The sequence below is a fragment of the Stanieria cyanosphaera PCC 7437 genome, assembly GCF_000317575.1.
Classification (GTDB): domain Bacteria; phylum Cyanobacteriota; class Cyanobacteriia; order Cyanobacteriales; family Xenococcaceae; genus Stanieria; species Stanieria cyanosphaera.
The window spans coordinates 324,477-337,559 of record NC_019748.1; the positions used below are offsets into that span (position 1 = coordinate 324,477).

The following is a 13,083-nucleotide window of genomic DNA, read 5'->3' on the forward strand; positions in this document are numbered from 1 at the left end:
TGGCTATTAACTCAAGTCAGTTGAATTAATAGTAATAAACTTCGCTCCTTAGTGATGTTATTTGGTTTGAATTCTGGTGCAGCTTTAGCTACCGTTGTCGGAGTTTTAATCGAAGTACCAGTGATGTTGATGTTGGTAGAAGTTTGTAAACGCACTGCGAGTTGGTTTCCTAGAGAACCAGAAAAAGCTACTTTACGCGATCCTCGTTGTTTTAATTGTTAGAACAAAAAAAGGGAAAAGTTAGCGTGACTTCTTCAGGACTAGAATCAAGTCAAGTTAATCCTACGGCAATAGAAGTAATGTCAGAAATTGGGATTGATATCAGCGATCAAACTTCTGATCCTCTTAGTGATTTTCAAGCAGAAGATTATGACGCTGTCGTATCTCTTTGTGGTTGTGGTGTTAATTTACCACCAGAATGGGTAACCAGAGAAATTTTTCAAGATTGGCAATTAGACGATCCTGACGGACAACCAATTGAAACCTTTCGGCCTTCGCGAGGTAACGAGCGTTTAGCGGTGGGAGGATGTCAAAGGAGTTAGAATTGATTTTAAAACAATGATTTTGAACGAACGTCAATACGGCATTACTAAAACCAAAATCAAAGAATTTGAACAGGCTCAAGCTAAACTTATCAATAGTCCTGTTCCAGAAAATCGCAATGAGCAATTGCGTCACAAAGCTTATCTGGATACTATTAATAATCAACTTGAGGTATTGAGGCGGGAAATACAAGAATACGAAGAACTCAAAAAAGGTGATATCAAGATAAGAAATAGAAACAGGGCGTAAAATTAATTCACGCCACAGCCTCATAGAAACAACGGTTTGCCCTTACAGTACGTTAACCTACAACAAACTTTCTAAATAGGGAACTAATTGATTAGCTTGTACCACTCCTTCAATTTTTTCGACTGGTTGACCATTTTTAAACAGTACTAAAGTAGGTAGTGCCTGAATTTGATAATGGGATGCAAGTGCTGGATATTTATCTGTATCGATTTTCACTACTTGCAAGCGATCGCGTAAATGTCCGCCGACTTGTTCTAAAATCGGACTCATCATTTGACAAGGACCACACCAAGTAGCGTAAAAATCAACTAAAACAGGAACTTGAGAATTTTCAATTAATTCCTGAAAACTAGAAAATTTCTTTTTGACTGCCATGCTTTATAAACTGAATCCTCAGTTGATGACTTACAGCTTTATCATAACTAGAGTCATTAATCATTGGTTATTGCTTAATCAATAACTAATAACAAAGCGCGTCAGTAAGATGGTGTGTATTTAAATTTGATCATCCGTATTTTCTCCTGCCTTCTGGAGGGGCTGTGACTCGAATCGAATTCGAGTCCGAGAACAACCCCCGTCCTCCTGCCGTCTAATTTCTCTGAATCAAAAAATAAAAAGACTAAATTCCAAGTCGTTGATAAATCTCGTCTAGATTGCGAAGATGATGTTGAGGGTCAAAACAAGCACTAATTTCTTCAGCAGATAAGAATTGATTGACTGTCTCATCTTGACTAATTAACTTACGAAAATCTCCATCAATAGTATTCCAAGCTGTATGGGCGCATCCTTGCACAACTCGATAAGCTTCTTCTCGACTCATTCCTTTTTCTACTAAAGCGAGTAAGACTCTTTGGGAGAAAATTACCCCTCCATAAACATTCATATTTCGTTTCATATTGTCAGGATAAACCAGTAAATTTTTAACTAAACTAGTAGTTTCCTTGAGCATGAAATGAATTAAGATACAGCTATCAGGTAAGATTACTCGTTCTACTGCACTATGGGAAATATCTCGTTCGTGCCAAAGAGCAACATTTTCTAAAGCTGCCATAGCATTGCCTCGGATAATTCTTGCCATCCCTGTTAAACGTTCTGAACGAATGGGGTTACGTTTATGGGGCATTGCCGAAGAACCTTTTTGTTTTTTGGTAAAAAATTCTTCTACTTCTAAAACATCTGTCCGTTGTAAGTTGCGAATTTCGACAGCAAAACGTTCGATTGAAGCTCCTAGTAAAGCAAGTTGTTGAACGTATTCGGCATGACGATCGCGAGAAATGACTTGAGTTGAAGCAGTATCGGGTTCTAAACCTAATTTTTGACAGGCGATCGCTTCTACTTGAGGTTCGATATTCGCATAAGTACCAACTGCCCCCGAAATTTTACCCACGGCAATATCTTTTCTCAATCTCACCAAGCGATCGCGATTGCGTAATACTTCTGCTAACCATCCTGCTAGTTTAAAACCAAAAGTGATTGGTTCTGCATGAATACCATGAGAACGACCTACCATCACTGTATAACGGTGTTGTTGTGCTTGATAGCGAATCGCTTGAATCAGTTCTTCTAACTTTTCTAAAATTAAATTGAGACTAGCAACTAATTGTAAAGCTAAACCAGTATCTAAGACATCGGAACTGGTTAAACCCAAATGAATATATCTACCTGCGTCACCTACATATTCATTAACGTTAGTCAAAAAAGCAATCACATCGTGGCGAACTTCTGCTTCTATTTCTAAAACGCGGTTAGGATCAAAATTAGCTTTAGCTTTAATTTCTTCTACTGCTGCTTGAGGAATATAACCTAGTTCAGCTTGCGCGGAGCAGACTGCTATTTCTACTTGTAACCAGGTTTTAAATTTATAGTTATCAGTCCAAATTTCGCCCATTTCGGGCAGAGTATACCGTTCAATCACAGTCTGTGCCGAGAATACAACTGTCAATTTTACTACTATGTAGGCTTGATCTTAAATATTATTCAAATAATGTCTATTCTGTGTCTTGGTTGCACATTAACAAGGATAGTTTAATTAGGAATTGTAACTATTAACAGATGTTTAATTAGTACAAGTTATTTAAACTCAAATTATTAAGTTACTCATGAAAAAAAGATTATGTTGCTAAACATTAATCAACTAACTGAATTTGGGAAGCAAAAAATACTATGGCATTAATTTTAGAACAGATCAACATCGAAGGCATTGCTCAACTATCCTATCTAATAGGAGACGACCAAGCAGGGGTCGTTGCCGTAATCGATCCGCGTCGTGATGTAGATGTATATTTACAAAAGGCGCGAGCACTTGGTGTTAGAATTACTCAGATTATCGAAAGTCATATCCACGCGGACTTTGTTTCTGGTTCTCACGAACTCCAAGCCCGTATTGGCGCACCAATTTATGTAGGTAAAAGCGATGATTATAAGTTTGAAGCTCAACAGCTAACTGAGGGAGACGAACTACATCTTGGTAACGTTACTCTTCGGGTTCTTCATACTCCTGGACATACCCCCGAACATATTTCTTTGCTTGTTTTTGACTCTCAACAAGGGACAGAACCTTTTGGTATTTTTACTGGCGATACTTTATTTAATTTAGATGTAGGTAGACCAGACCTAGTTGGAGCAGGAACAGAAAAAGATTTAGCAGCCAAACTGTATCATTCTTTATTTGATAAAATTTTACCTTTGGGCGATCGCTTGGAAGTTTATCCTTGTCACGGTGCGGGTTCTTCTTGTGGTAAATCAATAGGTGACCGCAGACAAACTACGATCGGAAATGAGCGAGTTTTTAGCGATGCTTTTAAACAGCGAACTGAAGCAGAATTTGTCGAGTGGATTTTGAGCGATTTACCCGAACCACCTACTCATTATCGACGTTTGAAGAAGATTAACGCTCAAGGTGCGAAGGTAATGGGTTGTGTACCAACTTTACAACCCCTATCGGTAGAAGAATTTCAAGGAAAGATGGCAGAGCAAAACGTTGTTGTCATCGACACTCGTTCGATTCTAGCTTTTGGTGGTGGACATATCCCTGGTGCAATTAATATTTCTCTGCTTCCTGCTTTTCCTAATTGGGTTGGTTGGATGATTGACCCAGAAAAAGAAATTTTGCTAGTAATAGAAAGTCAACGGGATCTTTGCCTGATCACTGAACAGTTATTTCGTCTAGGTTACGATAACCTAGCTGGCTATTTGCATAATGGAATGACTAGTTGGCAAAATGCAGGATTGCCTCTACAGCGTATAGAAGAGTTAACAGTCCAAGAGTTGAGTCAACACACAAATGATTCAGAAATAACTATTTTGGACGTAAGAAGCGACAGTGAATATCAAAACGGCTTCATCCCTGGAGCAAAACACATTTATTTACCCCATCTAGAAGAACATTTGGAGAAGTTAGAGCCAAATCAAAAAATTGCCGTTTACTGTGGTACTGGCTATCGGGCTTCGATTGCAGCTAGTCTTTTACAAAAACATGGATTTGAGCGTGTAATTAATATTCCTGGCTCTTGGAAAGCTTGGAAAAATGCCAATCTGCCTGTTCAAAAACCTAGATAAGCTATTCATAATTTATCTCTAAGTTTTGATCTCAATTGTTGGTGCTGGGGTAGGTAATAAGCTTAGTACAAAAACCCTGTAAGGGCGAACTGGGTTTTGCTTCTACGATTTACAATTATGTCCTAATCTTGGTTTGTACTGCTATACAATTTCCTTTTGATTGAAGCAATCCGTACTTACATTGATGTTAAAAATCCGCCATAAGTTAAAAAAATTTAGTTAACAATGTAAAATAGCAGACTTATGACCGATATCGTAGCTATCAAGATGAGCAAAGCAACTACCAATCAAGTTAATCGTACCACTACAACTTATTTGCCTCTAGCTGTCGCCCCATCCCAAGTATTACGGGGAGAAAATTGTCTCAAAGAATCAGGAGAAGCGATCGCTCGTTTAGGAATTCGTCCTCTCATTGTCGGAGGCGATCGGACTTTAAAAATAATTCAACCCTATGTTGACTTTATTACCAAAAAACAGCAATTAATTACTTCTTCAGCAAGTTATAGTCCTGATTGTGCTGAGTCTTCTTTACAACAACTGCAAAGTGCTGTTACTTCCCATCAAGCCAATTTAATTATTGGCGTTGGTGGTGGTAAAGCCTTAGATACAGCCAAATTATTAGCTTATCAATGTAATCTACCTGTAGTTACTATTCCTACTTCGGCTGCTACTTGTGCAGCTTGGACAGCCTTATCTAATATTTATACCGAAGAGGGTGCTTTTCAATTTGATGTCGCCCTTGACCGCTGTCCCGATTTATTAATCTTAGATTATGGTTTGATTCGTACTGCACCCAAAAGAACTTTAGTAGCTGGAATTGGTGATGCTTTAGCTAAATGGTACGAAGCTTCGGTTAGTAGTGGTAGCTCTTCTGCAACCTTGACTATTGCTGCAGTACAACAAGCAAGAATTCTCCGTGATTTACTGTTTCAAAAATCACCTGCTGCGGTAGCTAATCCTGATAGTGATGATTGGCTTGAAGTAGTCGATGCTACTGTACTTTTGGCTGGCGTAATTGGTGGTTTAGGCGGTGCGAATTGTCGTACTGTCGCTGCTCATGCGATTCACAATGGTTTAACCCAACTTCGGTGCGCTCATCAAGCTTTACACGGTGAAAAAGTAGCTTATGGTATTTTGGTACAGTTGCGTTTAGAAGAAATGGTTCAAGGTAATCAATTAGCTGTTTCTACTCGACAACAATTAACTGAGTTTTATCGTGAAATTGGTTTGCCAAAGACTTTAGAAGATTTAGGCTTGAGTAATATTAGTTTAGCTCAACTTCGTCAGGCAGCCGAATATGCTTGTCTTCCTAATTCTGATCTTCACAGATTACCTTTTACTGTTTCTCCAGAAGAGTTAATGGCTGCAATGGTTTCTTTACCCAAAGATCATTGACAAGATTACAGCAGTTTTTGATCGATTGTATTCTATCAATCTCTGTAAGTAATAGGTTAGGTAAAATACAAAAAATCATTCTGAACATGAAATAGTTTGATTTAAGTTAAAGTTTTAGCTAATCAAACATCTAAATATTTGATCTGAGTTTTAAATTTTGCAATCAATTAATTGTAATATTAGTAGATGCAACTATGCCACGACGCTAGAATGGGCGACAACTACTTGCCACGAACCACTGGAAGTAGAAGCCCATACTCGTGTAAATCGCAAATCTGCTTCTGATGGAATACCAGCATAAGTTCCCACAATCTTAACTCGTGCCAAAACAATCACAACATATCCAACGAGCCGAATTGTTTGCTCTAATGGAGTAAGTGACTCAATTGCCAATTGTCCTGATTGGTGTCCTTCAAGATCATCTTTTTTGGTTACTAACTCACCGAGATGGGTTGTAAAAATTAGCTCTGGGGCGAGAAGCTCATTGAGTGCTGTTACATCCGACTGAAGCATTGCTTGTCGTAACCTTGCTTCATATTCAACAATTTCAGTTTCTAGAGAATTATTCATTTTTTAAACAACCATTAACAAATAAAAAAAAATGCGACACATTTAATAAGGGCAATTTGCTTTTTCGCTTTTACTGACAACAAAATTGATATAGAGCCTGGAGGGTATCGCCATGATTGGGATATTGAGCGATCGCAATTTTAAATTCAACTTGAAAACGTTCTCCATCAGGAGCAGTAAAAACTTGTTTACGTAGACTAGTAGCTAATTCAGCAGTGCGATCGCGCATTTCATGATAGTTTAGATTAATTGTACCCAGGACAAATTCACCCAAGCCGTAGTACCCTAAGACTTCAATTTGTCGAAAAACAGTTTGTAATAAATTACTCCAGCGTTGTAAGACTTGATTTCCCATTGTATGACCATATTTCAAATTAATTTGACGTAATTCATTTTCAGCTATACTTACAACTGCCAAACAACCAGATTGGTTATTTTGAAACAATGAAGTTAAGGCACGATTTGATTGGGGTTGATTCATTAAACCAGTGAGAGTATCTTTGGTAGAAAGATTTTGTAGCCAACGATTTCGTTCTAAACGATTGGTGATTCGAGCTAACAATTCTACGCCTACCAAAGGTTTCGTAATATAATCATCTGCACCCACTGCAAATACTTGTTGAATTGTCTCCGCATCTCGATGAGCAGTGAGAAAGAAAACAGGTAATTCTTGCCAATTAGGGTCATTACGAATTGCTTGACACAATTCAATGCCATTGATCTGAGGCATTTCTACATCTAAAATCAATAAATCAGGCTTAGTTTTTTGCATTAGCTCCCAAAAGCGTAAAGGCTGATCTAAAGTAGTAACTTGCATTCCCCAAGGTTCGAGTAAAGTCTCAATTGCGTTGAGAAAAATGGGGTCATCATCTACGACTAGAATTTGAGTAGTGGGATTCTCTTGGTAAGAATAATGAGGTTGGCGACTATGTTGTAGAAGTTGAGTTACTGTATCCCCAATTTCTTTAGCTGTAAAGGATTTGACCAAAAAACCACTAGCTCCTGCACGAGCAATAGCAATTCTTTGTGCTAGTTGATCCTCAGCCGAAATTACTAAAACTTTGACAGAAGGGGTACGTTTAGTTAATTCGGTAATGAAAGCAAGATTTTGAGCAGAGTCGCTGCTAGTTTCTAAATCTAAAACAACTAAATGAGGACAATTTTCTTGTAACCAAAGCCTTGCTGTTTCTAAATTATCTACTTGATGCCAACTTATTTCTCTAAGTGAATTTAGCTGCTGAAGTTCATTTTTTAATTCATTATTAACGATTAAAAGTAATTTTGGTTGATTAATGATAGTAGTAGTTGCAGTCGATTCTTCTAAAGCTAATAAATTACTTAAATCATCCACCAAAAAGATTAGTTGCTCTCTTTGAATAGCAGATAAAACTTCATTAGTTTGCAAAAGAGTTTCAATTTCACGGGCTAATTGAGTTCCTGTTTCTCTGGCAAACATTCCTAAAACACCAGCCAATTTATGGGCTGCTTGGGCTGCTGAATGATGTAAATCTGGTGATAATCGAGCTTTACTTGCTTCAGTTGCTGCTAAATTTAAAATTTTTAATCTTTTGCTCATCAAGCCTTGGTATTGTTGCCACATCTGCTCCATTTTTTGATTAAATTCTTGTTCAACAGAGCTTGAAAGAGTTTGATTAGTTTGAGATTGTTCAAGTTTGGGACTAAAACGATAACCAATTCCGTAAACGTTTTCAATCCAATCTACTACACCTGCTTGTTTAAGTTTCTTGCGTAATCCCTTAATATGAGCTTTGACACTTTCTTCCAAAGGCGGATCGTCAAAAGTCCAAATGCGGTCGAGAATTTGCGATCGACTAAAAACTCTAGCCCGATTACGTAAAAATAATTCTAGTAAGTTATATTCTTTAGGGGTTAATTTAATTGGTTTGTCTTGATAGCTGACTTGACAACTACTAGGATCTAAGCGCAAACCTTCAACCTCTAAAACCGCAGTAGGAATTACTTCTCCTCTTCTGGATAAGGCTCTAATTCTGGCGTGGAGTTCATCAACATCCAAAGGTTTGATTAAATAATCATCTGCGCCTGCATCTAAACCCCGAATCCTTTCTTGATTAGCATCTTTTGCAGTCATCAATAAAACAGGAGTAGAATAACCTTTGCTACGTAACTTTTGACATAAACTAATGCCATCTAGTTCGGGTAGTCCTACATCCATCACAATTAGTTCGTATTCACCACTTTGAATATATTCCCATCCCAGTAAACCATCTTGAGCAACATCAACTACATAGTTATGACTTGTAAGAGATTGCCACAACACATTGCTTAAAATCTCATCATCTTCAACTAGTAAAATTCGCATAGTTAAATTTTGTTTGGCTTTTCTTTGCCTACAGATCATGAAAAAAACTAGGGAAGAAGTAGAGAATTTGGAAGTTTATTCTCTAGTCTTTCTCCCTGTTCTTTTAGATTAGAAAATTTTGACAAACTTGAAACAGGTTTTGCTGTAAAAGAGCAATGTATCGATCGCGTATCTCTATATTTTATTGATGAACAAGCAACCCTAATGACTCAATTTCAGATCAAGTTGTTTATTTGTAGCAGAATCTTAGCATACTTTATTTAAAGCGATCGCTCTTAATATTTCAGTACTCTAGATTTAAAGTTAAGAATAATTAAGTTAAGATTTGTTAGAAAATTTTATTGAGAATAACTAATGAGTTTATTTAGCTTTACAGATATGATATTTTAGTCAACATTGATATTTGACAAGTAGGTGATAGATTGGTCTGTTTGTGCTTAAATAGAAATTTACTTTTCTTAATAATCTTATAAATCAATCACAGTAAAAGCGATCGCTATTAAGTAGTTTTGAGATTTAATCTAACTTAATATAAATGCTTTTTGAGTTATTGACTAAGTATTTATTCTGATTGACAATTTTTTTTAATGGATTATTTAACAAAAAAAGCTGGAGTTATTCAGTTCAACTCCAACTATCAATAGATTTTGAATTTTGATTACTTAGCGACCTAAAAAACGAGATGCCATAGAGATCGCATCAGCGATATCGACATCTCCATCTCTATCTCCATCTAAAAAACTATCAAGAACTGAATTATTTGCCTGAGAACGAGTGGTATTATTGCCAGTTTTCAAGAAATTTAAGACTAAAGGAACAAGAATAGGTAATAAACTTTGTATGGCTTGAGGATTTAAACCTGTTCTATTACTAATTTGTTGCGTCATATTTTGCAACTGTGAATTATTAAACAAAGCTTGTAATACTTGGTAGTTAGCTTGTGTACCAGCAAATTGATTGATTAGCTGTTGTACTTGACCCTCTCCACCGTTGCTACGTTGATTTTGAAGAGCAGAACGAGTAAAGCTACCAACAATAGACATAGCTGATTGGATCGCCGAAGGATTAGTGTTATAGTTTCCACTAAGTTTTTGTACGGTATCTAAAATGCTGGCTAATTGATTGGGATTTGCTTCTTGCTCAGGATTATTGATTGCACCAAGAATCTGATTAAATAAGCTCATGTTGATTAATTTCTTAATAACTACAGTGTTATTTATTTAGAACCTATCACAAAATATCCCAATAAATCCTATTTTAATGTTTAAATCGGAGATTTAATTAGTTTCTGGTTCAATTTGTAAGCTATCTTGGTTCGATTGTTCCAAATGAATATCCCATTTAGGAGGATTACTATGGGGATTATATTCATAAGTGGCTAAACATTGTTTTTGTTGATTAAAGATGCGGAGATTATAACCATATTCTCTAACAACAGTACCAAATTGATTAATTAAACGATATCTTTCTAAATAATCTAATAAAGTCCATAATTGCCAATTGACTATGAGATTAATTTGTTTGGTTTGAGGAGAAGCTAACCAATGATTAATTAATCTTCCATTAAAAGGGTCAAATTGCTCTCTTGCCCACCAGAGACTGGGTATAGCAAATCCTGCTACCAAATTTCTAGACTGACTAGAGCTAGTTTCAGGAGAGGATTTATTTGACATTTTTTTGTCTATGAAGTGATTACTATTTTTAGTTTGATTCCAAGTACAATTATTTAGTGTGACTGAATCCTGATTAAAATTAGGTTGAGCAAAAACAGAATTATTAATAAATAAAAATAAAAATGTCAAGCATCCAATATTTTTTTTATTTTTGAGCATTTAACTATAAAAATAATTATTAATTAGTTTAATTATAGTAAGAAATTTAATTTGTTAAACACGATAATGTTACTTAGAGAATATTGAAGTGATTCCTAAACTATTAAAAGGATTAAGAGTAAACTAGAAAACTAAATATTTGATTATTGTTCAACCAAGTTGAGTTGGATTTGTTAGAAAAAAGCTTTGATTTGTATCTAGTAGAAGTATTTTTATTTGAACCAAACCAAATTTGTCATTAAGATATCAAAGCTGTTTTATTTAATCAATCAGTTACGATGACAATTATCCTCACTAATGATGATGGAATTGATGCACCTGGTATTCGAGCCTTGAAACAAGCTGTCAGCGATCACTACGTGCCTTGCCAAAGGCAAGATCGCTCTATTATTGTTGCTCCAAAAGATCATTATTCTGGTTGCGGACATCAAGTTACTACGCATCGACCAATTCAAATAGAATGTCGTTCAGAACAAGAATATGCTGTCGATGGAACTCCTGCTGATTGTACTAGGATTGCCTTAACTAAAATCGCTCCCGAAACAAAATGGGTGTTTTCTGGAATTAATGCGGGTGGTAATTTAGGGATAGATGTTTATATTTCAGGCACAGTAGCTGCGGTTAGAGAAGCTGCTATACACGGTATTCCTGGGATTGCTATTTCTCATTGGATTAAAAGACCATTAATAATTGATTGGAACAAAGCAAGTTTATGGACTGCTGAGGTTTTACAAGAATTATTGAATCGTCCTGTTCCTCCTCATAGTTTTTGGAATGTTAATTTACCTCATCTCGAACCAAATCAACCTAAACCAGAAATAGTTTTTTGTCAACCAAGTATCGATCCTTTACCACTTAAGTTTAGAACGGAAGGAGATTTACACTATTACGAAGGTGAATATTCCCAACGCGATCGCACTTCGGGAACAGATGTTGATGTTTGTTTTTCGGGAAATATTGCTGTCACTTTGATCACACTCTAATTTTTAGATCACAAAATCCTCACATTTTTTTTTTAAGTTAATAATCAAGATTGCTTCCTAGAGACAACACTCTGCTTTATATCGTCAGTCAAATTTCAGAACCTTGCTCGGATCGTGATCAAAGACTGGCAGATCAAACAAATTCCCCCAGATCGGCATAATTTGGGGGTTATTTTTTTGGCAGAAATTCAAACCACTATCACCCTTGCAACATTACTTATCAATTTTTCGCCAGAAGACTTGATTAATATTGACACAGAGACAAGGTTTTTACAGCAAAATATATAGAGGGATACAGAAGGAGTAAATGAAAAATGCTGCCATACGTCCTAGCGATCGCAGTTGGCTTAAATAGTTTGATCTTATTTCTGACAGCTTTCTTGTTGCCAGATCTTCACCGCCAAGACGATTTTTTTTGGAGTGCAATCGGCTTATTTTACGCCCTAGTGCTATGGTTTTGTGCCACTAGCATGACAGGTGGATTATTATTAGGACAAGTCGCAGCCGTTGCCCTACTCACTTCCTATAATTGGCAAATTTTTAAATTAAGAAAAGCGATCGCTAATCCCGAACAACAAGCAAATCTTGATAGCTTTTCTGTAGTTAATTCAGTTAAAGGTTTATTTAGTGGTAAACGACAAGTTAAACCCCAACCACCTATCCCACCAGTAACAATTACAGAAAAAGAACCTACACTACCAAACCAAACATCCCTAACAACACCATCAAGTTCGGCAGAAGAAATAGAAGACACAATTCTTGAAGAAACCTCACAATCAACACCCCAAGATAGTGAAGCTATTTTGTCAGAAGAACCTTTTGCCGTAGAAACAACTTCTGAAGCAAATTCTCCCAAACTAGAATCTACTACACCATCACCCGTAGCAACCAAAAAATCAGGATTGTTCAGCAATTTATTCAACTTTGGCAAAAAGCAACCCGCTTCAAAAAGACCAACCACAAAAAATACTAGTTCTGTCGCTACAACTAAACTTGATGATCTTTTAGATCAAGAGGTTGAAGCAGAAACAACTACTACTGAAGTAAAAGTTACAATTGCCGAGACAACTTCTACTCCAGAATCAGAAACAACTAAAATAGAAACAATTTCGATTAAATCCTCTGAAGAAGGTTCACCCACAGTAGAAACAGAAGAAATTATTGTTGAAACTACCCCAATCGATGCATCATCAAAATCAACTTCTTCGACTCAAGCGGAAATAGTTGAGATTATTGATACGGAAATCGAACCAAATAACTTAGAAACCACCAATTGGGATGAAGAGGATGTCGACTCCAATCCAAATGATTTTGTAGAACCAATCACAGTAACTGAAGTTCAAGAATCACCACCGACAATTGATTCTAATCAAACTACCAAGTCTTTAGATAAGCAAAAAGATTTAAATATCGATGAGTTTTTGAAAGAAATGGAGCAAAAAAGAGAAAATTCCTGAATAAAACTCTTAAATTTCTTAATTTTCAATCTCAATCTCGCTTTTTTAGTTAAAGTTTTTCTATACTTCAAGACTAGAAAAAAAGTTGAGTGCAAACTTTTAATTAAGGTGTACTATTGTAAAGATTGACGAATAAAAAATAAAACTTTTGACTT

12 protein-coding genes and 1 pseudogene are annotated in these 13,083 nt (G+C 36.2%); 7 read left to right on the plus strand and 6 right to left on the minus strand.

The window, feature by feature from the left end; genetic code table 11:
- Positions 1-39: 39 nt before the first annotated feature.
- From STA7437_RS25305 to STA7437_RS01370, 3 genes and pseudogenes are all read left to right on the plus strand, one after another.
- Positions 40-222: pseudogene (locus STA7437_RS25305) on the plus strand (arsenical-resistance protein); the annotation flags it as partial.
- The gene (arsC, locus tag STA7437_RS01365; protein ID WP_051036017.1) at positions 216-542 is read left to right on the plus strand and encodes an arsenate reductase, glutathione/glutaredoxin type; all 327 of its coding nucleotides are present in this window, start codon (positions 216-218) and stop codon (positions 540-542) included. The pseudogene STA7437_RS25305 and the gene arsC, both read left to right, overlap by 7 nt.
- Positions 543-558: 16 nt before the next feature.
- Entirely contained in the window at positions 559-792 is a 234-nt protein-coding gene (locus tag STA7437_RS01370) for a restriction endonuclease subunit S domain-containing protein (protein WP_015191576.1), read from the plus strand.
- Positions 793-849: 57 nt separating this feature from the next.
- On the opposite strand, the gene trxA is transcribed toward STA7437_RS01370, so the two are convergent.
- Both trxA and purB read right to left on the minus strand, forming a co-directional pair.
- Positions 850-1,167, minus strand: a complete 318-nt coding sequence (trxA, locus tag STA7437_RS01375; protein ID WP_015191577.1) for a thioredoxin — start codon at positions 1,165-1,167, stop codon at positions 850-852.
- Between the two features lie 244 nt (positions 1,168-1,411).
- Positions 1,412-2,707 carry an adenylosuccinate lyase gene (gene purB / locus STA7437_RS01380; RefSeq protein WP_015191578.1) on the minus strand — a complete coding sequence of 432 codons (1,296 nt, stop codon included), beginning with the start codon at positions 2,705-2,707 and terminating at the stop codon, positions 1,412-1,414.
- A gap of 248 nt (positions 2,708-2,955) precedes the next feature.
- Here purB and STA7437_RS01385 point away from each other — a divergent pair, with 248 nt between their 5' ends.
- A complete protein-coding gene (locus STA7437_RS01385) occupies positions 2,956-4,350 on the plus strand; it encodes an MBL fold metallo-hydrolase (RefSeq protein ID WP_015191579.1) in 1,395 nt (464 codons plus the stop codon).
- A gap of 267 nt (positions 4,351-4,617) precedes the next feature.
- Positions 4,618-5,745 carry an iron-containing alcohol dehydrogenase family protein gene (locus STA7437_RS01390; protein WP_041619662.1) on the plus strand — a complete coding sequence of 376 codons (1,128 nt, stop codon included), beginning with the start codon at positions 4,618-4,620 and terminating at the stop codon, positions 5,743-5,745.
- A gap of 192 nt (positions 5,746-5,937) precedes the next feature.
- Here the strand turns inward: STA7437_RS01390 and STA7437_RS01395 are convergent, their stop codons facing one another.
- The 4 genes from STA7437_RS01395 to STA7437_RS24580 form a co-directional block, all read right to left on the minus strand.
- A complete protein-coding gene (locus STA7437_RS01395; RefSeq protein WP_015191581.1) occupies positions 5,938-6,315 on the minus strand; it encodes a nuclear transport factor 2 family protein in 378 nt (125 codons plus the stop codon).
- A 70-nt stretch (positions 6,316-6,385) separates the two neighbouring features.
- A complete protein-coding gene (locus STA7437_RS01400; RefSeq protein WP_041619663.1) occupies positions 6,386-8,656 on the minus strand; it encodes a response regulator in 2,271 nt (756 codons plus the stop codon).
- Between the two features lie 662 nt (positions 8,657-9,318).
- Positions 9,319-9,840: a DUF937 domain-containing protein gene (locus STA7437_RS01405; protein WP_015191583.1), complete on the minus strand. Its 522-nt coding sequence runs from the start codon at positions 9,838-9,840 to the stop codon at positions 9,319-9,321.
- A gap of 93 nt (positions 9,841-9,933) precedes the next feature.
- The gene (locus tag STA7437_RS24580) at positions 9,934-10,329 is read right to left on the minus strand and encodes a hypothetical protein (RefSeq protein WP_150109025.1); all 396 of its coding nucleotides are present in this window, start codon (positions 10,327-10,329) and stop codon (positions 9,934-9,936) included.
- A gap of 437 nt (positions 10,330-10,766) precedes the next feature.
- Here STA7437_RS24580 and surE point away from each other — a divergent pair, with 437 nt between their 5' ends.
- Together surE and STA7437_RS24585 are read left to right on the plus strand one after the other, a co-directional pair.
- Positions 10,767-11,471 carry a 5'/3'-nucleotidase SurE gene (gene surE / locus STA7437_RS01415; protein WP_015191585.1) on the plus strand — a complete coding sequence of 235 codons (705 nt, stop codon included), beginning with the start codon at positions 10,767-10,769 and terminating at the stop codon, positions 11,469-11,471.
- Positions 11,472-11,785: 314 nt separating this feature from the next.
- Entirely contained in the window at positions 11,786-12,928 is a 1,143-nt protein-coding gene (locus tag STA7437_RS24585; protein ID WP_015191586.1) for a Ycf66 family protein, read from the plus strand.
- Positions 12,929-13,083: the final 155 nt, after the last annotated feature.